This window comes from Lentzea sp. NPDC037011 (assembly GCF_055607425.1).
In genome coordinates this window covers 29,185-50,158 of sequence record NZ_JBVJRT010000009.1, presented here as the reverse complement: position 1 = coordinate 50,158, position 20,974 = coordinate 29,185, and the positions used below count along the sequence as shown (strand labels likewise).

The following is a 20,974-nucleotide window of genomic DNA, read 5'->3' as shown; positions in this document are numbered from 1 at the left end:
CCGCCGGTGTCCCCTCAGGTCATCGCACCTCGGAACCGGACACCGAGGAGCACGGTGTCGTCGGTGTACAGGACGATGTCGTGCATGTCCGCCACGATCGTGGACAACGCCAGGTCGAGCGGCTGGTCCGCGTACGCCTTGGCGGCGGAGGAGAGCCGGAGCTCGCCCTCGTCCACGTCGCCGCGGCTCTCGACCAGCCCGTCGGTGTAGAGCAGCAGCAGGTCCCCCGGCGCCAGCACCGTCGTGTTGATGCCGGTGCTGCCGGGCACGGGGAACCCGACACCGCGGCCCTTCGCGGGCAGGTAGGCCGTGTCGCCGGCGCCGGGCACCAGCAACGCGGGCGGGTGGCCGCCGCCGGCCAGGCGCAGCGCGCCCGTGCGCGGGTCGAGCCGGGCGACCAGCAGGGTGGCCATCAGACCCTCGTTGATCTCGGCGGCCCGCCGGACCAGGTCTTCGAGCGGGTAGCCGTCGAGGGTCAGGGTGCGGATGGTGTGGGTGACGTTGAGGGCGTTGCGGGTGCAGGTGACGCCGTGGCCGACGGCGTCGACGACGGTGATCTGCAGGGTGCCGTCGGCGAGCACGAACCAGTCGTAGAGGTCGCCGCCGGTGGGGGCGTCGCGGTCGGCCGGCCGGTAGTGCACCCCGAGCTCGACGCCGGGCACGACCGGGGGCGGTGGGCGCAGGGCGTCCTCCAGCTCGCGGAAGATCACCGCGTGGGCCCTGCGGAGCTGTTCGTCCCGCTCCTCCAGCTCCACGTACATCGCCACGACGCCGCTGTTGGTCTCCGCCAGCTCGTGCTTGAGCTGCAGGTGCTCGCGCTCCAGCGAGTCGGTGCGGGCCAGGAGGGCGCGCAGTTCGAGGTCGGTCGCGGCCTGGTCGTCCGCCGGGTCCGCCCGCACGGCGACCTGCGGTTCCACCTGTGCGGGCAGGTGCCACACGGCGGCGGGCGCGTCGACCGGTTCGGGGAGCAGGGGCAGGTTCAGCGGCCGGGTGCGGTCGAGCGGCTCGACCAGCGGCAGGGTCACGACCAGGGTGGCCGTGCCGCCCGGCTCGGCCCTGAGCTGCCCGTCGACGGCGGCGCGGTCGGCGGGGTCGGCGGCCAGGTGGTGCTCGCGCGCCAGGATCGTCGCGCTCTGCACCAGGCGGGCGCGCAGCTCGATGGACACGCCGTGCTCGTCGCACAGCGAGCGGAGCCGCGCGCGCAACGCGAGGACGCCGTCGGTCGTGGCGGAGGTGACGGGCTGTTCTGCGGTCACGACGCCCATCCCACCACGGTCACGGTGGTGCCCTCGCCCACGGCGGTGTCGAGGGTGAACTCGTCGACGAGCAGGCGGATGCCACCGAGCCCGTGGCCGAGTCCCGCGGACGTGCTGAAGCCGTCGGCCAGCGCAGCCGTGACGTCGCTGATGCCGGGCCCGTGGTCGCGGACCTGCAACCGGAGCCCGCGCCGGCCGTCGAGACCGACGAGCCGGGTGATGGTCATCGCCCCACCACCGCCGTGGACGTAGGCGTTGCGCACGAGCTCACTCGCTGCCGTCACGACCTTCGTCTGACTGACGAGGTCGAACCCCGCCGCGAGGGCCGCGGCACGCACGGCGTGCCGGGCGGCGAGCAGGTCCGACTCGGAACGGATGGGGTGGACGGTCTCGCCGGTCGGCGCAGACCGGTCCCCGGCTGGGAGGTCGACGTGCACCTCACCTGGCCGCACGGGGCCGGTTCCGGTGCGGTCGCGCAACCTCGCCAGTCGCCACTGCAGCCCCAACCGCCGGATGTTCCCGTCACTAAACTATTGTCGCACGACAAAAGTTAGCAGAAGACGCCGACACGTGGGCGCGGTTGTGGCACGGGAGCACCGATGGGGGGACGACGGTGGTCAGGCGGTCTGCGTTCCCGGCTGGTCGTCGCCGTCGTCGACGCCTTGGACGGACGTGGCCGCGTCCCGCAGCTGCCGCAACCCGCTGACGAGCGTGGACCGGGCGGACGGCGGCAGCGTGTCCACGACGTCGCGCAGGTGCTCACGCCGCCGTTCACGCAGGTCGTGCAGGTACGCGCGGCCGCGGTCGCTCAGCGAGAGCTCGACCTCGCGGCGGCTGGTGGCGCTCAGGCCGCGTTCCAGGAAACCGACCGCCTCCAGCCGGTCGCACAGGCGGCTGACCGAAGACGGTGCGGCGTCCAGCGCCTCGCCGAGCGCGCGCAGGTTGGCGCCCTCGGACTTCTCGAGCACGAACATCACGCGCAGCTGGGACACCGACAGCGGAGCGGGCGACACGTCCTTGCTCCGTTCCCACATCACCTCGATCTGCTCGACCACCTGGGTGAGAACCCGGAGCACGTCGTCGACGGAGGCGTGTGGCCGAATCCGGTTCACGTCCCCCACTGTCGCATCCTTAGTGTTCCCGTGTCATGTCCGGCCGCGCCCGCGACACGGGATCGACACCCGGCGCAGAAGGCAGGCACCCCGTGACCGCACAAGCGGTGAACAGATACCTCGTCGTCGAGCAGGCCCTCCGGGCCGCGGCACCGCACGAGCTGCTCGACGTCACGCGCACCCAGCTGAGACAGCTGTACCAGGCCGAGGCGGTGCAGCTGCTGCTGGCCGACTACGCGCTGCTCATGCTGCAACCGGTCGCGGAGCTGCCGTACACGAGCAGCCCGATCCCGGTGAACGGCAGCACGCCCGGTCAGGCGTTCGGCGCCCAGCAGCCGTTCGTCGAGCACCGCGAGGGCACCGCCGTGACCACCTACCTGCCGGTCACCGTCCGCGGCGACCGGCTCGGCGTGCTCGCGGTCGACCTGGCGGACGTGCCCGGCCAGGACGACGTGGCGGAGCTGGGCCGGATCGCGCAGACGCTGGGCCACGAGATCGTGGTCGCCGAACGCGACACCGACCTGTACCTGCAGGCGCGGCGGGCGGCGCGGCTGACCCTCGCCGCGGAGATGCAGTGGCAGCTGTTGCCGGGCCGGTCCTGCCGCCGGTCCGAGTACGACCTCGGCGGCCAGCTGGAACCCGCCTACGCCATCTACGGCGACAACTTCGACTGGTCGACCAACGCCGAGCACCTCACGCTGACGGTCACCAACGGCATGGGCGAGGGCATCGACGCCGCCCTGCTGACCAACCTCGCGATCAACGCCCTGCGCAACGCCCGCCGCGCCGGCGTCTCCCTCGCCGACCAGGCGGCGCTGGCCGACCAGGCGATCTACGGCCAGCACGGCGGCCGGGTGCACGTCTCGGTCCTGCTGCTGCAGTTCGAGCTGAAGACCGGCAGGGTCGAGGTGATCGACGCGGGCTCGCCCAGCATGTGGCGCCTGCGCGGCAACACCGCCGAGCGCGTCACGTTCGAGGACCAGCTGCCGCTGGGCATGTTCGAGGACACCCAGTTCTCCCCGCAGGAGTTCCACGTGCGCCCCGGCGACCGGCTGATCTTCGCCAGCGACGGCGTCTACGACGTGGCCTCCCCCGCCGGCGAGCGCTACGGCGAACGCGCGCTGGCCCGCGCGATCAACCTGACCCGTCTGCTGCCCGCCGCGCAGGTCCCCAGGGAGGTCCTCCAGCAGCTCGCCGGGCACCGCAGCGGCCTGACCGTCGACGACGACGCGATGGTGCTGTGCCTGGACTGGCACGGCGCCGACCGTTCCTGACCGAAGGTCCCGCGCCGACGAGGACCTTGGCCTCCTGCCAAGATCGCGAACGGGCCCTAGCGTGATCAGGAGACCTGTCACCGGCACGAGGACCGAACTTGAGCGACGCCACGCCGGACGTCACCGCACCCGGTGGCCAGTGGGCCACCATGCGGCTGATCCACCCCGCCCCCAGCCTCGCGCAGGTGCGCTGGTGGGTGCGCCGCGCCCTCGCCGACGAGACGACCTCCAGCTCCGAGGCCGTCGTGCAGGTCGTCAACTCGCTGGTGAGCAACGCCTACCGGCACACCTCCGCGCCGCGCGCCACCACCCTGATCCGCCACCGCACCAGCCCGTACGTCCGCATCGAGGTGGAGGACGGTGAGCGCACGGCTGCCCTGGTGCCGACCGCCCCCGTCCGGTTCCACCTCGGGCTGCGGCTGGTCGCGGGGCTGAGCACCGCCTGGGGCGTGCGGGCCCGGCACAACGGCAAGGTCGTCTGGGCCGACGTGACCAGGACCGGACCGGTGCGCATCCCGGTGCAGCGCGGCTGACGCGGCCTTGCCTTGACGTGGGCGTCAAGGTTTAGCGTCTGCGGTCATGAGGATCGGCGAACTGGCCAGGCGAGCCGGCACCACGACGCGGGCGCTGCGGTTCTACGAGTCGCAGGGACTCCTGGAGGCGGACCGCAGCGCCAACGGCTACCGCGAGTACGACGAGCACGACCTCCGGCTGGTCGCGGAGATCCAGTCGCTGCAGTCGATCGGGCTGTCGCTGGAGGACACCCGGCCGTTCGTGGCGTGCCTGCGCGCCGGGCACTCCTCCGGCGACTCGTGCCCCGACTCGCGGGAGGTCTACCGGCGCAAGCTCGCCGAGCTGGACGCGTGCCTGGAGCGGCTGGGCGCGGTGCGCGCGTTCCTCGTGGACAAGATCGAGGCCTTCGACCCGTGCCGGGTGGACGAACCCAGGGAGTTCAAGTGCAGCTGACCGACGCCACGTTCGGCGAGAGCGTGCGGACGGGGACCGTGCTGGTCGAGTTCTGGGCGCAGTGGTGCGGACCGTGCCACATGCTGTCGCCGGTGCTCGACGAGATCGACCGGGAACGCGACGACGTGACCGTTCTGCGCATCAACGCCGACGAGAACACGGCGACCGCCCGCGACTACCAGGTGATGTCGCTGCCGACGATGCTGCTGTTCCGCGACGGGGTGCCGATCCGGTCGATCGTGGGAGCGCGACCCAAGTCGCGGCTGCTCGCGGAGCTGGATGCCGCTCTGACCGCTTGAGCGTCCTAGATTGGGCACATGCTCGGTCTGGAACTCGTGGTGGTGCTGGGCGTGTGCGTGCTCGTGAGCAGCGTCGCGTCCGGGCGGTTGCGCGTCGCCGCACCGGCCCTGCTGGTCGTGTGCGGCGCGGTGCTCGGGTTCGTGCCGGCCCTGGAGTCGGTGACCCTGCCGCCGGAGGCGATGCTGCTGATCTTCCTCCCCGCGCTGCTGTACTGGGAGAGCCTCACCACCTCGTTGCGCGAGGTCAGGTCGAACCTGCGGGTCATCGTGCTCACCAGCACCGTGCTGGTGATCGCCACGGCCGCGGCGATCGCGTGGGTGGGGCACGCGCTGGGGCTGCCCTGGGGACCCGCGTGGGTGCTCGGCGCGGCGCTGGCCCCGACCGACGCGACGGCGGTGGCGGCGATCGCACGTGGGCTGCCGCGGCGCACCACCACGATCATCAAGGCCGAGTCGCTGATCAACGACGGCACCGCGCTCGTCATCTACGGCATCGCGGTCGCCGTCACCGTCGGCGAGGCGCAGTACAGCGCAGGGCTGGTCGGGTGGCGGTTCCTGCTGTCCTACGCCGGTGGCGCGGCGGCGGGTCTGCTGTGCGCGTGGCTGGTGGTGCTGGTCCGGCGGCGGCTCGACAACCCGGTGCAGGAGAGCGTGGTCAGCGTGCTGACGCCGTTCGCGGCGTTCCTGGCGGCCGAGGTCGTGCACGGCTCCGGCGTGATCGCCGTGGTGGTCGCGGGGCTGACGCTGAGCCAGATCGGGCCGCGGCTGGTGCGGGCCGACGCGCGGCAGCAGTCCGAGGCGTTCTGGCGGTTGTCGACGTTCCTGTTGAACGGGTCGTTGTTCGTCCTGATCGGACTGCAGGCCCACGGTGCCGTGCGCGCGTTGGACGGCCCGGAGGTGTTGGCGGCGTTCGGCACCATCGGTCTGGTGGCGCTCACGGTCGTGGGCTCGCGGGTGGTGTGGAGCTACACCACGCCGTACATCATCCGTGCGCTCGACCGGCGCCCTCAGCAACGCGCGCGACGCGTCGGCGCACGGCAGCGCATGGTCACCACGGCAGCCGGTTTCCGCGGTGCCGTGTCGCTGGCGGCGGCGCTCGCGGTGCCGGAGACGACCGCGTCCGGCGCGCCCTTCCCGTTCCGCGGGGAGATCGTCCTCATCACGTCCGGTGTCGTCGTGCTGACGCTGGTCGTGCAGTCGCTGCTGCTGCCCGTGATCGTGCGGGCGTCGCACCTGCCCGAGGACACCGCGCTGGACGAGGAGCTCCGGCTCGCGCAGTCCACGGCGTCCGAGGAGGCCTACGAGGCGTTGCCCCGGCTCGCGGACGAGGTCGGCGTCAGCGACGTCGTCTACAAGCGGGTGCTCGCCGAGTACGACCACCACCTGGAGGTCATCCGATCCGCCGCGAACGGTGACGAGGAGGCCACCCAGGCCGAGGCCGAGTACGCGGCGCTGCGGCTGGAGCTGATCGCGCACAAGCGGGCCACCGTGGTGCGGCTGCGCGACGAACGGGCGATCGACGACATCGTGCTGCGCACGGTGCAGGCGCGGCTGGACGTCGAGGAGGTCCGGTTGTCCCGCCGCGAGGTCGAGGACTGACCAAAAACCCCCTGCTCTTCCGGCATCTGCAAGGGGGTTAGTTGAACAGGGTGCGGGACAAAGTGCGCACGGACGCCATGAGTGAGCGGTCCGGTGGGGACGGGGGTGGTGGCGGCAGCATCGCCAGCGCCTCCTCGTCGGTGGCGGAACGGGCGGCGAGCGCGGCCGTGCGCAGGACCTCGCGGTCAACGCCGGGACCGCCCCTGACCTCGAACTCACGGCCGCCCTCGGTGCGCACGTAGGTCTGGCCATCGGCGAAGCGCTCGTAGCGCAACGCCGGCGACTCGGTCTCGCACACCTGCGCGCCGAAGGTGCACTCGCCGAAGCCCGCGCCCAGCCGGGGTCCGACCGAGACGTACCGGGCGCCGGGCAGCAGTGAGCGGTCATCGGGGGTGAAGTGGGTGCCCTGCGGCGAAGCGGACCCGGCCGAGTAACCGGGCACCACGGCGGTCGCCACGCCGTCGGTGACCCGTGCGGTGAGCACCGCCTCGCGCAGTACGGCCCGGTCGAACGACGGCGGCGCGGTCAGCAGCAGGCGCGTGGTGCCGACGCGGTGGGCGTAGCCGATGCGGACCGGCGTGCCGTCCAGGAAGAACAGGCCGGGGCGCTCGACCTCGCAGCGGTCCGTGAACGGGTAACGGGAGTCGTGCGGCTCGAACCGGCAGTCCGGGCCGTCCGGCAGCGCGTGCAGGGAGACGTCGGGCGACGGCGCGTTCGGGTCGAGGTCGTCGGGCACGAGGTGCCACACCCCCTGGGCCGGCACCAGGTGGTAGCCGGGCACCGCGGTCACCATCATCGACGTGCGCGGCACCTGGCTCGCGGCCAGGCGTTGCTCCACATCGGACGGCAACGCGCCCGCGAGTGCGCGCAGCATCAGCAGCGCCACCGCGACGAGCACCGCGAACGAGGTGAGCGCCAGGTACCAGCGGCGCAGCAACACCCCCGCCACCAGCGCGAACAGCAGGGCCGTGGCGGGCCACCACAGCCACGGGGACTCGCTGAGGCCCAGGCGTGCCTCGTCGGACACGCTCCAGGCGAGCAGCCACGCACCGGTTCCGGCGCCGCCGACGAGCAGCGCCCAGCACACCCGCCCGCCGACGTTCCCGGTGAGCCACGACTCCCCCGGCGCCACGGACGCCGCGGCGGTCAGCGCGGCGACGAGCACCACGACCAGGACCCCGCCGACGACGACGGCCACCACCGGGCCGCCGAACAGCGACACGACCACGGGCCCGATCCCGCACGAGACGACCAGCGCGCCGGCCACCCCCGCCAGACTCACCTGGGCCAACGCCGGGCCCACTCCGTGCCGTTCCCCCATGTGCACCACGCGGTCACCCTGTCAGCTCCCCGGCGCGACGGGAACCGCAGAACTACTCAACCGGTGGAACCTGAGGCCGTGTCGGGGAGAGCGCTCTCACAGCCTTCCTGTCGCACGGTACGACGAGACGTCCGCGCTGTCAAAGAACCGGTCTTGACACCTCGCGGACCGGAGCGGGAACCTGAGTGGGAGAGCGCTCTCCAAGCCGGTACCCACCATCGGCAGGAGGACACAGTTGTCCAGAAAGCTCAGCGCACTGGCGGCAGCGGCCGCCCTCGTGGCGGCAGTTGTCGTCGTGCAGCAAGCCCAGGCCGACGACCTGGTCACGCACCACGAGTTCCAGGCGAACTGCTCGGTCACGCACCACCTCCCGGACGACCCGATCGTCTTCCCGGGGCTGGCGGGGGCGTCGCACCTCCACACGTTCCTCGGCAACCCGTCCACCAACGCCCGCACCACCACCGACTCGCTGCGGGCCGCCCAGACCAACTGCAGGACGCCCGACGACAGGTCCGCGTACTGGTTCCCGTCGGTCTACAACGGCGACCAGGTGGTGCCGCCGAACTTCCCGCAGGTCATCTACTACAAGTCCGGCATCCTGAGGTACCAGGACGTGGTGCCGTTCCCGCCGGGCATCCGGTTCGTGGTCGGCAGTCCCGGTGCCACCCAGGAGCAGTTCCGCACCGCGCCCGGCGCCGTGGAGGGCTGGGAGTGCGGTGACAGCTCCCACAACTGGGACATCCCGGCCTACTGCCCGCCCGGCACCCAGCTCAACATCCGCTACCAGGCACCGAGCTGCTGGAACGGCCGCGACCTCGACTCGGCTGACCACAGGTCGCACATGGCGTACCCGGACCGCGCGACGCTCGTCTGCCCGTCGTCGCACCCGGCGGCGGTGCCGATGATCGAGTTCAAGATGGCGTTCCCGGTGTCCGGTGACATGTCGCGCGTCCGGCTCTCCAGCGGCCGCGGCTACACCTGGCACTACGACTTCATGAACGCCTGGGACGCGCCCACCCAGGCCGCGCTGGTCCGCCACTGCATCAACGGTGGTCTCCAGTGCGACCCGCGTGGATATGACCTGTACAAGCCGCAGAGGGGTGCCGCCCTCGGCCCGGACTACCGGTTGCCGAGGTAGCGTTCTCCCCTTCCCCGCACCCCGGGGCGGCGCGTGCCCTGGGGTGCTCCCCTTCCACCGCGGAGCAGGACGGGCGCCGCGACCGGGGGTGGCCGCGGCGCCCGTCAGGCGCTCATCCCGCTGTCAGGGGTAGCTCACGACGTAGCGGACCTGGTTCGCGAGGTCCGCCTGCCCGCCGGTGCCGTTGATGACGTTGGCGATCGTGCCCACACCGCCCAGCGACACCGCGACCAGGTGCGTGAACCGCACACCCGTCCGGTTCGGCGCCTCGAACGCGTTGTCCGTGACCACGCTCGGGTTGGCCTGGTTGAAGCAGTACACGCCGACGCCGAACGCCTGGTGCGTGGTCACCGAGTCGGCGACCTTGTAGCCGGCCCAGCCGCGCTTGGAGCCGTTCATCCACGCCGCCTGGTTCGGCGGGTCGTACGGCAGCTCGTTCTGGTAGAGGTACACCCGGCCGCCGTTGCCGTTCCAGATCAGGTTGTGCTGCTGGTAGTGCTCGACGAACAGGCCGTAGGCGATGACGTTGTCGCCGTTGACGACCACGCCGTTCTGGCCGGGGTTGGCGGTCCAGCTGACGCCCTCGCCGTGGTCGGCGCGCCAGACCCAGGTGTGGTCGATGATCGTGTTGCGGCTGTTGACCCGCATGCTGACCGTCGCCTTGCCCGCCTGGGAACCGCCGACGCGCAGGTACACGTCGTGCAGCGAGGTCGGGTTCGCCGAGTGGTCCGCGGTGCCGGCGTCACCGATCTCCAGCAGCACCGGGGAGTTCTGCACGCCGGCGTCGACCAGGAAGCCGGCCAGCCGTACACCGTCCACATCGGACGTGGTGAGCGCGGCCTTCCCGGTGGTCGGCGTCAGCGTGGCGAGGCCCAGGCCGAGCACGACGGTGTTCGGGCGGGTGATGCGGATCGTGTCGTCGACCTGGTGCACACCGGGCGTGAGCAGGAGGTGCTTGCCCTGGGCCAGTGCGGCGTTGGTGGTCGCGACCGGGGTGCCGGGCTTGACGATGAAGAAGTCCGCCAGCGACACCGACGTGCCGGGGTTGCCGTTCTCCCAGCTGGTGCCGCGGGAGTTGGTGCGCAGCGCGGGCAGGAAGACCCGGTACTCACCGGAGCCGTCGAGGTACAGGTACGGCTTCTCGCGCGTCACCGGAGAGGTGTCCACGGTCGTGTGCGACGGGTTCGGGAAGTGGTCGGCGGGGGCGCCCTGCGTACCGGCGAACACCATGTTCCACACCGAGCCGGACCAGCCGCCCGCGAGGTTGCTGTTGCGGGTCAGGAACTGCTGCTGCGAACCGGAGACGACCACGCCGTCGATCTTGCTGTCGACGATCAGGCCACCGCTGGCCCAGCCGTCGTAGCCGTTCCACAGGTGCGCCTGGCCACGCAGGTGCATCCGCCGGTACGCCGTGGCCTGCGACACCGCCCAGCGTTCGATCTGGTTGGCCGGCAGCGTCACCGACAGGTTCTCCGCGCCACGCCAGAAGTTCTGCGTCGCGTTGCCGAGGTTGTTCGGGTCGTCGCCCTGCTGCAACCAGTCGGCCTCGACGCGGATGTGGCCGTTGATGTTCACGTCGTCCGGGTTCAGCCCCAGACCCGCGACCTGCGTGTAGAACCGCAGGTTCACATCGGCGTTGTAGCTGCCCGGCTTGAACAACACGGCGTAGCGCTGCGGCCCGAACTGGTTGGTCTTCATCTGCGCGGAGATCGCGTCCAGCCGCGACTGCATCTCCGACTGCGACGACCCCGGCCCGTACACGAACACGTTCGGCCCGAAGTCCGGGTTCCGCGGGTCCGTCGGCGGCACCCCGGTGGAGTCGGTCACCGCGTTGACGCTCAGCTCCCACAACGAGTAGCCGTACCCGGTGCCGCGCTGGGTGCCCAGCACCCGCACGTACCGGCCAGAACCGTTGACGTCGAGCGCCTGCGTGCCCCCGGTACCGGTCGTGGTCGAGTACAGGGTGCTCCAGGAGCTCGCGTTGTTGCTCACCTGCACCTGGAACGCCTTGCCGTACGCCCCCTCCCAGGCCAGGGTCACCCGGCAGACCTGCTGCGTGGAGCCGAGGTCGACCTGCACCCACTGCGGGTCGGAGAACTGCGACGACCACCGCGAACCCGCGTTGCCGTCGACGGCGGCGGACGCGGGGGTGCCACCGTTCTCGGTCGAGGACGCCGTGGCGGTCTTGTTGAGGGCGACGTTGGCGGTACCGCACGCGGCGGCACCGGCGGAGGTCGAGGTCGTGGCGCTGACGGTGGTCACGAGACACAGGGCGGCGGCGGAGAGCGCGGCCACCCTGGACAGGGGTATGCCCATGATCCTGCCTGACACGAAGGGGCGTGGAGCCCGGGACGGGTGGCGACCGGTCGCCGTGAGAGCGCTCTCCCGAACGTTAACCCCGCGTGTCGGACAGGTCAATCAAGCAGAGGCGCGGACGACGAGTTCCGGTTCGAAGATGACGGATCTCGGGCGTTGTCCCGGTTTTTCCAGGTCGGTGAGCAGCAGCTCGGCCATCGCGGCGGCCATCTGCTCGACCGGCTGCCGCACGGTCGTGAGCTGCGGGCGGCACGCGAGCGCGGGCGTGCTGTCGTCGAAGCCCACGACCGCCACGTCGTCGGGGACGCGCAGCCCGTGCTCCTGGATGACGAACACCGCCGCCTGCGCCATCAGGTCGTTGGCGGCGAAGACGCCGTCGAGGTCGGGGTGCTCGGTGAGCAGCCGGGTCATCGCGGCCCCGCCGCTCTCCGCCGTGAACCCGCCCTCCGCGCTCGGCACGTACGGGAAACCGTGGCGGGCCATGGCATCGCGGAACCCGGCAAGCCGGTCCTGGCTCGCCAGCACGTCGAGCGGGCCGGAGATGGTGACGACGTCCGTGCGCCCGGACGCCACCAGGTGGTCGGCCGCGAGCCGCCCGCCCGCGCGGTGGTCCATGTCGACGTAGCTGACGGGCGTGGGCGCGCCGGGCCGGGCGTAGAGCACCGAGGGCACCCCGGCGGCCAGCAGCCGGGCCGGCAACGGGTCGGCGGGGTGGGTGGTGACGAGCAGCGCGCCGTCGGCACTGCCCTGCCGCAGGAACTCGACCACCTCGGTCCTGGCCGGTTCGGAGTCGGCGAGCATGAGCACCGGGTGCACGCTGTGCGGGCGCAGGAAGTCGACCACGCCCGCCGCGACTCGGCCGAAGAACGGGTCGGTGAACACGTCCGACCCGCCGCCGGCACCGGAGATCACCAGCGCGACCGTGCCGGTCCTGCGGGTCACGAGGGACCGGGCCGCCCGGTTGGGCGAGTACCCGGTCTGCTCGATCGCGCTGCGCACCGTCTCCTGGAGCTGAGGGTCGACGTTGCGGGTGCCGTTGACCACGCGCGACACGGTCGCGCGCGAGACACCCGCAACTCTGGCGACGTCCTCCAACGTGGGTGCGCTCTTGCTCATGCCACCGGTTGTACCACGCAGGGAGAGCGTTCTCCCAACATCAGGACGTGACGCGCACGTCCTTGATCGCACCAGGCCAGAAGTCGACGTTCTGGCCGTTGTACTTGGCTCGTCCCACCGTGAACGCGCCGGTGCTCACGACCGCCGGACCCGCCGCCGCGGTGGCGACCAGCGCGCCGTCCACGTAGAGCCGGATCTCGCCGCCCCTGCGCTCGCCCTTCAGCTCGTACCAGCGGCCGATCTCCGGCGTGGTCTCGAACCGGGCCCGGTTGCCGCCCGGCGTGCTGAACGCGAACGCGCCCTGCCCGTACTGCAGGTAGAAGGGGTTCTCCCGCTCGCGGCCGTCCTGGCTGACGGCGGTGGCGTAGTTGCCGGGCACCTCGTCGAGCCGCACCTTCGCGGACACCGCGTAGTCGCCGGTCGTGTCGACCACCGGGCCGTAGGTGTCCGCCGAGCCGTTGTGGAACTGCAGCGCGCCGTCCTTCCAGGTGGCGCCGGTCGGGCTGAGCGTGAGCGGGTTCTTGCCGGTCGAGTCCTCGGCGACGGCTCCCCTGGTCTCGTCGAGCTTCCACTCGCCGCTGCCCGCGTACGGGTACGGCTTGCCCGCGTTCGCCCCGGCCTCGATGACGCGCCGGTTGATCTCGCGGACGGGACCGGGGTCGACCTTGATGCGCTTGCGGTCGTAGGTCCACAGGCCGTTGAGCTCGCCCTCCAGGTCCGTGACCTGGGTGTAGACCGACGCGGACAGCTCGGCGCGGGCCTGGCCGAGGTAGAACGTGCGGGTGTTGTCGACGTACTTCGCCGTCAGCGCCGCCTTGTCCGCCACACCGCTGTAGATCGCGATCGGCGCGCCCGGCCACTGGTGCCCCGGCGTGCGCAGCGTGAAGCCACCGTGCTCGCCGTCCACCACGACGCGCTTGCCGTCCGGGCGGGCCGGGTCGGTGTTGTTGTAGTCGTGGTGGTCGAGCACGTCACCCCTGCCGCTGTCGCCCTTGGACGCGCAGCAGTTCACGCCGCTGTGGGCGTTGACGATCCGGCTCGGGTCGGCGGCCTTGACCTGGTCGGTGATCTGACCGGTGACCGTGCGGTCCCACTCGCCCCAGCCCTCGTTGAACACGATCCAGGCGTAGATGGACGGGTAGTTGTGCAGCTGCTCCATCAGCTCGCGGCCCTGGCTGACGAAGGCCTGCTGCGCGCCGGGGTCGTTGCCGTCCTCCAGCGACACGAAGTCCTGCCACACCAGCAGTCCGAGCCGGTCCGCGTGGTAGTACCAGCGGGCGGGCTCCGCCTTGATGTGCTTGCGCACCGCGTTGAAGCCGAGGTCCTTCTGCGCCTTCAGGTCGAAGACCAGCGCCTCGTCACTGGGCGCGGTGTTCAGGCCGTCCGGGTAGAAGCCCTGGTCGAGCTGCATGAGGTTGAAGACCGGCTGGCCGTTGAGGGTCAGCTTGGGCGTGCCGCCGACGTTCGCGATGCCGGTCGAGCGCATGCCGAAGTAGCTCTTGACCTTGTCCTTGCCGAGCGTGACGTCGAGCTTGTAGAGGTACGGGTCGTCCGGCGTCCACAGGTGCGCGTTCGGCACGGGCAGCGCCAGGTCCGCGTTCGCCGGCCCGGTGACGGTGCCGACCTGCTTGCCCCTGGCGTCGCGGGCGACGGCCGTGACGGTCCCGGTGCCGGCGGACCGCACGTTGACCGTGAGCGTGCCGGTGGCCAGGTCCGGGGTCGTCTTGATCCCGTCGATGCCCTTGTCCGCGACCGGTTCCAGCCACACGGTCTGCCAGATGCCCGACGACGGCGTGTAGAAGATGCCACTGGGGTTGGGCGACTGCTTGCCCTTGGGCTGGTGCGGGCCGGTGGTGTCGGTGACGGCGACGACGATCTCCTGCTCACCGCGCTTGAGGGCGTCGGTGATGTCCGCGCTGAACGCCGTGTAGCCGCCGGTGTGCTCGGCGACCAGCGTGCCGTTCACCCAGACCTTGGCCTGGTAGTCGACGGCGCCGAAGTTGAGCTTGAGCCGCTGCCCGCTGCCGATCCGCCAGTCGTGCGGCACGGTGACGGTCCTGCGATAGAACATGTGGTCCTCGTGCCGTTCGAGGCCGGAGAGCTGCGACTCGACCGGGTACGGCACGATGATCTTCTCCGGCAGCTTCTTGCCGAACCGCGGCTGCTCACCGGCCTTGGCACCCGCGAACTCCCACGGCCCGTTGAGGTTGAGCCACCGGTCGCGCTCGAGCTGCGGCCGCGGGTACTCCGGCAACGGGTTGCGCGCGTCGAAGTTCTCGCCCCACGGCGTCCTGAGCCGCTCGGCCGAGGTGTTCTTCACCGTGCGGGCCGTCTTCTCGACCTTCCGCCCGTCCACGGCGAGCGCACCGGCACCGTCGTAGTAGATCTTCACCCGCTGGCTCTTGAGCACTTCCTCCGCGAGCCGCACGGTCACCCTGCCGCGGCTGGCCGTGACGACCGAGACCGGCATCGGCGTGGCGTCGACCTCGACCCGCAGGTGCTCCCTGAGGTCGGACGTCCCCGTGACGCGCCCGTCGAAGTCCGCGGTGAGCGTCCGCCCGTCCTTCGAGACCTGCGCGCTGCGCGGCACGACCCGGAAGTCCGCGGGCGGCGTGAACGCGGACTCCGGCACGATCTGCTTCGGCGTGGTCGCGCTCGACCAGCGCAGGTACATGTTGGCGCCGCCGACGTCCTGGAACATCTCCAGCCGGAAGTCGTACTGGCGCCCCGCGGTGAGCGCGACCGGCGCACTGGTCTGCTCGCGGTCCCAGTCCCCCACCCAGTGGTCGATGACCGGCTGCCCGTCCACGAAGAGCCGGAACCCGTTGTCCCCGATGGCGTGGAACGTGTAGTCACCGGTCTGCGGCACCGCGATCTGCCCGGTCCACCGCGCCGTCGTGTGCTCGGTGCGCCCGGCCAGGAACCCGAACGTCGAGGTGAGGTCCGAGTGGTTGACCTCGGCGTCGAGCACCGTGCCGGCGAGGTTCGCGAAGTCCCTGGCCCCCGGCGCCGACATGCTGAAGTACTCGCCCTTCAGCCCGTGCACGGGCTCGGCGGCGCCGGCCGGTGGTGTTCCTGGCATGACGCCCAGTGTGAGCAGCAGGGCGAGGAGTGCGGGGGCGGCTTTCCTCATCGGCGAGATTCCCCTTCGAATTTACAACGTTGTAAGAGCGCTCCCATACATCCACGCACAGGGTTCGGAGTCCCTGCTACGGCCGTTCGGAGGTATCAGGCATGTCAAACCGGACAAGTTGCCGGACAGGCAGCGGCGCCGATCGTCACCCCGTGAGCTATGCCTTCCGTGCGGCCCATACGGAACGTTCGGTGCGCACGGCCAGATCGGTGCGGTGCAGCAGACCGGTGGGGCTGTGCGGGTCGAGGAGGTCGTCGAACGCGGCCAGGTCCTCCGCGGACAGCACGTCGTCGACGGTGCCGCGCATGCGCCGCAGGCCGGCCAGTGCGTAGCGACCGACCACTTCGGACTGCGGGAGGTGGATGGCGAGGGTGCGCTCGGCCTCCACGGTGAAGCCGGCGGCGGTCAGCTTCGGGCCCCAGTCGGCGCCGCGGTGCGGGACGAGGTCGGCGTGGCGGCGGTCGCTGGCGGCGTGGATGCGGTCTTCGAGGTCGGTGCCGAGGAAGCGGGGGAAGCCGGCGAGCTCGACGACCGCGAACAGGCCGCCCGGAGCGAGGACGTCGTGGACCTGGCGCAGGGCGCGTGCGGGGTCGGCCATGTGGTGCATCGAGGCCGATGCCCACACCAGGTCCGGGGTGCCGAGGTCGGGCCAGGTGGTGTCCAGGTCGGCCTGGACGGTGGTCACGCGGTCGGCGAGGCCGAGCTCGCAGGCCTTCTCGCGCAGACGCCGCAGGTGGTCGACGTCCGTGTCGACTGCGGTGACGTGCGCCTCCGGGAACTCGGCCAGCAGCGCGAACGTGCCGGCGCCGGTGCCGCAGCCCAGGTCCACGACCTGGCGGGGGCGGTCGACGGGCAGCCACCGGATGAGGTCGGCGGTGTGCTCGGCGACCACCTCGGCGTCGAGGTCGAGGATGTCCGCCATCCCGTGGTCGTGGCTGTGGCCGTGACCAGCGCCGTGTCCGTGTCCGTGCTCGTGGTTCATGCAACCCAAACTAGGACCGCCGTGCGCCAGATGCACGGCGTCTTGCGCAGGAAGCAAACAGGTCGTCCTCAGCCCTGCCGGAAGCGCAAGATCAGCCCGTTTTCCGCTCGTTGTGCCCCCGCCGCGCCTCGCGGTCGAAGATGCCCATGACCTCGCACGGCCCGCCCGCGGTGCCGATGGCGTGCGGCAGCATCGTCGGGAACTCGGCGGCCTGGTTGGTCTCCACGCGGTACCGGCGGTTGCCCAGCAGCAGGATCGCGGTCCCGGACAGCACGACGAGCCACTCGTGCCCGGAGTGCGCGCGCAGGCCCGAGGGGCTGTCCGGCGGCGGGGTGGTCATGCGCTGGCGGATCACGGTGATGCCGGGCTCGGCCCTGATCGGCCAGCGCATCTGGCCGTGCGCGCCGTCGATCAGCGGGCTGACGATCACGTCCTCGGTGTCGGTCTCGACGAGCTGGTCCAGCGAGGTGTCCAGCGCCCGCGCGAGCACGACGAGCTGGTCGAGGGCGAGGCGGCGCTGACCGTTCTCGATGCGGCTGAGCGAGGACGGGCTCAGCCGCGCGCGGGTCGCCAGCTCCTCCAGCGACCAGCCCTGCGCGAGCCGCAGCGCGCGGATCCGTTTGCGCACGAGGCTGTCCAGCTCGCCATCTTCTTGCGTCATGCGCACGATCGTATGCTCGATCCGCAAGGCGCACCTACCGTCGGTGCCATGACGAAGAACTTCGACGCCGTGGTGATCGGCGGTGGTGCCGCCGGACTGAGCGGCGCCCTCGTGCTGGCCCGTTCCCGCCGCACCGTTGCCGTGGTCGACAGCGGCACGCCCCGCAACGCGCCCGCCCACGGCGTGCACGGCCTCCTCGGCCACGACGGCATCCCGCCCGCCGACCTGCTCAAACGCGGCCGCGAGGAGGTCGAGGGCTATGGCGGGCAGATCATCGCCGGCGAGGTCGCGGCGACCGCACGGGCGCAGGACGGCTTCACCGTCACGCTGAGGGACGGCCGGGTCCTGCACGCCCGCCGGCTGCTCATCGCCACCGGGCTGCGCGACGTGCTCCCCGACGTGCCCGGCCTGGCCCGCCACTGGGGCCGCGGCCTGGTGCACTGCCCGTACTGCCACGGCTGGGAGGTGCGCGACGAACCGATCGGCGTGCTCGCGGTCGGGCCGGCGTCGGTGCACCACGCGCTGCTGTTCCGGCAGCTCACCGACGACCTCGTCTACTTCGCGAACGGCACGGGGCTCGACGCCGAGACCCGCGCGAGCTTCGCCGCGAAGGGCATCCGGGTCGTGGACACGCCCGTCGCGGAGGTCGAGTCCGACGGCGACGACATCAGCGGCATCCGGCTCACCGACGGCGAGGTCGTGCCGCGCCGGGTGATCGCCGTCGTCACCAGGATGCTCGCCCGCACCGAGGGCGTCGAGGGGCTCGGCCTGCCGGTGGAGGACCTGCCCAACGGGCTGGGCCGCCGGTTCGTCAGCGGCGCGGCGGGCACCACCGACGTGCCGGGCGTGTGGGTCGCGGGCAACGCCACCGACCCCACCGCGCAGGTCGGCGCGTCCGCCGCGGCCGGAGCGCTCGCGGGCGCGCACATCAACGCCGACCTGCTGCACTGAGGTCAGCGGAACGACTTCAGCGCCACGTAGTCGGCGATCGCCTGCTGTCCCCTGATGTTCGCGTGCACGCCGTCGCCGGTGTCGTAGAGCGGGTTGATGCTGTTGGGCCGCAGCGGGTCTTCCAGCACCTGGTCGAGGTCCACGACCTCGGTGCAGGTGCCGGAGCAGTCGCCGCCGCGCTTCACGAAGTCGTTGACGGTGTGCCGGTCCACGTTGTTCTGGTCGCTGTAACCGGGTCGCGGCGTGATCGGCGTGACGTGCACGTCGATACCGGCCTTGCGCAGACGGTCGAACACGGCGCGATAGCTGGTGACGATGTCGTTGGCCGTGCAGCCGTTCGCGATGTCGTTCGTGCCGTAGTAGTAAATGACGTCGGTGACGCCGTGCAGCGCGAGAACGTCCCTTTCCAGCCGCGACAACGCATCGAGTCCGACGAACGCATCCGGTGTCCTCGGGCAGACGGCGCTCGTCGTGCCACTGACGCCCGCGTTGGCCACGGCCAACTGCTGGTCGGCGGGCAGTTCGGCCACGATCCGCCGTGCGAGCACGTCCGTCCAGCGCTTGTTCGTGCCGGGCTCGGTGCAGCCCGGACCGCAGTTCGTGCTGCCGACGCCGTCGACCACCGAGCTGCCGAACGGCACGATCGTCCCCCGCAGCCGCGGGTTGAACACGTCCACGGCGCTGACGAGGTACGTCGACTGGACGCGTTCGGTGTAGGCGGCGGCGCCGGTGTCGGCCGTGTGGTCACCCGAGCCCGCCGGGGTGAGGTAGTTGTCGCGGAACGCCGACTCGTGCCGGCCGGGGACGACGTCGCCGCTGACGTACGTGCTGACCGCGAGGTCGGTGCCCGGCGCCGTGTCGAGCGGGGTCCGGTCGCTCCACACCTCGCCACCGGCCGGGATGGTCACGCTCCGGCGCCCGCCGAACGTGACGTCCACCGGCCGGGAGACCGCCGCGTCACCGGTGCTGAGCCCCGCGGTGGTGCGGTCGACGGTCAGCGGCTGCCGCCCGAACGTGTTCTGCAGCCTGACCCGCACGGCGCTGCCGCCCTGGCTGAGGTGCGTGATCATCCGCAGCGACTGGTCGCGCACGGCGACCGGGGCGAGGTTTTGCTGCGACTGCGCCCACGAGGTGAACCAGCCGGGCCGACCGGCCTCGGGGGCGGCGGGCGCGAGGACAGCGGCGAGCACGACGGCGATCACCTGGATGGGTAAATCCATGCGCCGTAGAGTGCCCACTCACGCACGTGCTGTAACCATGTGCTGTGTCACAGCCGTCTCACTTGGCGGGTGGCGGCACGTCGCCGAGCTGTACGAACTGCGCCCGCGGGTACTTGCGGCCCGCCATCGGCACCGGTGACCCGGTGAACGACACCGGTGTTCCCGCCAGCAGCAGCGTCAGCCCCTCCGGCAGGTCGTCGCGCGAGACGAACCACGACCCGCCCTTGGAGTCGGTGATGAAGCCGTGCGACTGCCCGGACTTCCAGGTCGCGACCGTGCCCCTGCGGCGGCCGCGCGGTGCGCCGACCGGTGACGCCACCGCCTCCGACGAGCGCACGAACGCCCGGCGCAGCGGGTAGTCCGGCTGGTCACCGGGCGCGAACAGCTCGTCGAACCCCGGCGTGAACGGCGTCGCGGCCCGCAACGGCGCGGCGGTGCGCGGGGTCCACGAGGGCATGTCCTCCCCCGACCGCACGTCCACCACCGGCAGCACCACGTGCACGCCGCGCGCGGTCAGCCTGGTCACCAGCGGCGCGAAGTCCGCGTCACCGGTGAGCAGGACGACCCAGTCCAGCGGCGCGGTGGTCGCCCGGTCCCAGGCCTCCAGCGCGAGGTGGACGTCGACGCCCTTCTCCTTGCCGCCGTGCAAGGGCATGTCGTGCCGCGTGATCCCGGCGGCGTTCAGCACCGCGTCGAACGACGCCGCCGGGGTCTCGATGCGGCCGCGCACGTAGTGGGCCTCCGCGACCACGCACTCGTCGAGCGGCCGGCCGGTCTCGGCGTGGACGAACCAGCGCACGGCGTCGTGCAGCCCGTCCACCGAGATCCGCGCCGCCCGCCGGTGCGCGGTGGCGTAGAAGTCGCTGAGGTAGGCGAACCACGTGCCGTCGTAGAACACGCCGATGCGGACGATCCCCATCGGACAGACATTACCGACCCGGTCAGGGCCTGCGGATCGCCCGACCCCGGCAGCGCGCGTCCCGGCTCCGCGCCGGGAACAGTCCACAGTTTATGGTCAGTAGGGTGGCGAGCGTGAGCTACCGCTACGAGATCACGCAGGCGGTCGTGCGGCAGGGCATCATCGCGATCGTCCGCACCACCGACGCCGAGTCCGCGGTGAAGGCCGCCGTCCCGTTGCTGGACGCGGGCCTCACGTCGCTGGAGCTCCCGCTGACCAACCCCGGCGCGCTGGACGCCATCCGCGAGCTGCGCGCGAGCCACCCGGACGCCACCATCGGCGCCGGTTCCGTGCTGGACGAGACCTCCGCCGTCGCCGCCGTCCGCGCGGGCGCCCGGTTCCTGGTGGCGCCCAACCTCGAACCGGCCGTGATCCGCGCCGGTCACCGCTACGGCGCCGCCGTGCTGCCCGGTGCCGCCACCGTCACCGAGGTGGTCCAGGCGCTGGAGGCGGGCGCGGACGCCGTGAAGGTGTTCCCGGCGCCCACCCCGCGGTGGGTCGAGGACGTGCTCGCCGTGCTGCCGCACGCACCACTGGTGCCGACGGGCGGTGTCGCACCGGCCGACGTGCCCGCGTGGCTCGCGGCGGGTGCGGTGGCGTGCGGGGTCGGGTCGGCTCTCACCCGCACGCCGTTGGCCGAGCTCCAGGCGCTGCTGCGGCCGTAGCACCACG

General features: G+C 71.7%; 19 protein-coding genes. 8 read left to right on the top strand and 11 right to left on the bottom strand.

Annotated elements, in window-relative coordinates:
- Positions 1-14 precede the first annotated feature (14 nt).
- The 3 genes from ACZ7CH_RS27010 to ACZ7CH_RS27000 form a co-directional block, all read right to left on the bottom strand.
- Positions 15-1,256: a PP2C family protein-serine/threonine phosphatase gene (locus tag ACZ7CH_RS27010; RefSeq protein ID WP_470375219.1), complete on the bottom strand. Its 1,242-nt coding sequence runs from the start codon at positions 1,254-1,256 to the stop codon at positions 15-17.
- A complete protein-coding gene (locus tag ACZ7CH_RS27005; RefSeq protein ID WP_458432894.1) occupies positions 1,253-1,762 on the bottom strand; it encodes an ATP-binding protein in 510 nt (169 codons plus the stop codon). The genes ACZ7CH_RS27010 and ACZ7CH_RS27005 overlap by 4 nt, the downstream gene beginning before the upstream one ends.
- A gap of 111 nt (positions 1,763-1,873) precedes the next feature.
- Positions 1,874-2,368, bottom strand: a complete 495-nt coding sequence (locus ACZ7CH_RS27000; RefSeq protein ID WP_458432896.1) for a MarR family winged helix-turn-helix transcriptional regulator — start codon at positions 2,366-2,368, stop codon at positions 1,874-1,876.
- 107 nt (positions 2,369-2,475) lie between these two features.
- Between ACZ7CH_RS27000 and ACZ7CH_RS26995 the strand changes: the two genes are divergently transcribed.
- From ACZ7CH_RS26995 to ACZ7CH_RS26975, 5 genes are all read left to right on the top strand, one after another.
- Complete coding sequence (locus ACZ7CH_RS26995; protein WP_470375218.1) at positions 2,476-3,642, top strand: PP2C family protein-serine/threonine phosphatase; 1,167 nt, start codon at positions 2,476-2,478, stop codon at positions 3,640-3,642.
- 98 nt (positions 3,643-3,740) lie between these two features.
- Positions 3,741-4,175, top strand: coding sequence for an ATP-binding protein (locus ACZ7CH_RS26990; RefSeq protein WP_360400461.1), 435 nt, complete (start codon positions 3,741-3,743; stop codon positions 4,173-4,175).
- A gap of 46 nt (positions 4,176-4,221) precedes the next feature.
- Positions 4,222-4,608 carry a MerR family transcriptional regulator gene (locus ACZ7CH_RS26985; protein WP_360400464.1) on the top strand — a complete coding sequence of 129 codons (387 nt, stop codon included), beginning with the start codon at positions 4,222-4,224 and terminating at the stop codon, positions 4,606-4,608.
- Positions 4,599-4,907: a thioredoxin gene (trxA, locus tag ACZ7CH_RS26980; RefSeq protein ID WP_470375217.1), complete on the top strand. Its 309-nt coding sequence runs from the start codon at positions 4,599-4,601 to the stop codon at positions 4,905-4,907. The genes ACZ7CH_RS26985 and trxA overlap by 10 nt, the downstream gene beginning before the upstream one ends.
- Positions 4,908-4,925: 18 nt before the next feature.
- A complete protein-coding gene (locus ACZ7CH_RS26975; RefSeq protein WP_470375216.1) occupies positions 4,926-6,506 on the top strand; it encodes a Na+/H+ antiporter in 1,581 nt (526 codons plus the stop codon).
- 37 nt (positions 6,507-6,543) lie between these two features.
- Here the strand turns inward: ACZ7CH_RS26975 and ACZ7CH_RS26970 are convergent, their stop codons facing one another.
- Positions 6,544-7,836 (bottom strand): hypothetical protein, encoded by a 1,293-nt coding sequence (locus tag ACZ7CH_RS26970; RefSeq protein WP_470375215.1) that lies wholly within the window; start codon positions 7,834-7,836, stop codon positions 6,544-6,546.
- A gap of 226 nt (positions 7,837-8,062) precedes the next feature.
- On the opposite strand from ACZ7CH_RS26970, the gene ACZ7CH_RS26965 reads away from it, so the two are divergent.
- Entirely contained in the window at positions 8,063-8,965 is a 903-nt protein-coding gene (locus tag ACZ7CH_RS26965) for a DUF1996 domain-containing protein (protein WP_470375214.1), read from the top strand.
- Positions 8,966-9,088: 123 nt separating this feature from the next.
- On the opposite strand, the gene ACZ7CH_RS26960 is transcribed toward ACZ7CH_RS26965, so the two are convergent.
- The 5 genes from ACZ7CH_RS26960 to ACZ7CH_RS26940 form a co-directional block, all read right to left on the bottom strand.
- On the bottom strand, positions 9,089-11,281 hold the full coding sequence (locus ACZ7CH_RS26960; protein ID WP_470375213.1) for a discoidin domain-containing protein: 2,193 nt from the start codon (positions 11,279-11,281) through the stop codon (positions 9,089-9,091).
- A 102-nt stretch (positions 11,282-11,383) separates the two neighbouring features.
- Complete coding sequence (locus ACZ7CH_RS26955; protein ID WP_360400482.1) at positions 11,384-12,397, bottom strand: LacI family DNA-binding transcriptional regulator; 1,014 nt, start codon at positions 12,395-12,397, stop codon at positions 11,384-11,386.
- A gap of 40 nt (positions 12,398-12,437) precedes the next feature.
- Positions 12,438-15,530 carry a PA14 domain-containing protein gene (locus ACZ7CH_RS26950; RefSeq protein ID WP_470375212.1) on the bottom strand — a complete coding sequence of 1,031 codons (3,093 nt, stop codon included), beginning with the start codon at positions 15,528-15,530 and terminating at the stop codon, positions 12,438-12,440.
- A 157-nt stretch (positions 15,531-15,687) separates the two neighbouring features.
- A complete protein-coding gene (locus ACZ7CH_RS26945) occupies positions 15,688-16,512 on the bottom strand; it encodes a class I SAM-dependent methyltransferase (RefSeq protein WP_470372414.1) in 825 nt (274 codons plus the stop codon).
- Between the two features lie 91 nt (positions 16,513-16,603).
- Positions 16,604-17,173, bottom strand: a complete 570-nt coding sequence (locus ACZ7CH_RS26940; protein ID WP_360400491.1) for a helix-turn-helix domain-containing protein — start codon at positions 17,171-17,173, stop codon at positions 16,604-16,606.
- A 48-nt stretch (positions 17,174-17,221) separates the two neighbouring features.
- Here ACZ7CH_RS26940 and ACZ7CH_RS26935 point away from each other — a divergent pair, with 48 nt between their 5' ends.
- Positions 17,222-18,124 carry an NAD(P)/FAD-dependent oxidoreductase gene (locus ACZ7CH_RS26935; protein ID WP_470375211.1) on the top strand — a complete coding sequence of 301 codons (903 nt, stop codon included), beginning with the start codon at positions 17,222-17,224 and terminating at the stop codon, positions 18,122-18,124.
- Positions 18,125-18,126: 2 nt separating this feature from the next.
- Here the strand turns inward: ACZ7CH_RS26935 and ACZ7CH_RS26930 are convergent, their stop codons facing one another.
- Positions 18,127-19,344 carry a GDSL-type esterase/lipase family protein gene (locus ACZ7CH_RS26930; RefSeq protein ID WP_470375210.1) on the bottom strand — a complete coding sequence of 406 codons (1,218 nt, stop codon included), beginning with the start codon at positions 19,342-19,344 and terminating at the stop codon, positions 18,127-18,129.
- 58 nt (positions 19,345-19,402) lie between these two features.
- Positions 19,403-20,263, bottom strand: coding sequence for an NYN domain-containing protein (locus tag ACZ7CH_RS26925; RefSeq protein ID WP_470375209.1), 861 nt, complete (start codon positions 20,261-20,263; stop codon positions 19,403-19,405).
- 113 nt (positions 20,264-20,376) lie between these two features.
- Between ACZ7CH_RS26925 and ACZ7CH_RS26920 the strand changes: the two genes are divergently transcribed.
- Positions 20,377-20,967 (top strand): bifunctional 4-hydroxy-2-oxoglutarate aldolase/2-dehydro-3-deoxy-phosphogluconate aldolase, encoded by a 591-nt coding sequence (locus ACZ7CH_RS26920; RefSeq protein WP_360400503.1) that lies wholly within the window; start codon positions 20,377-20,379, stop codon positions 20,965-20,967.
- The last annotated feature ends 7 nt before the right edge of the window (positions 20,968-20,974 follow it).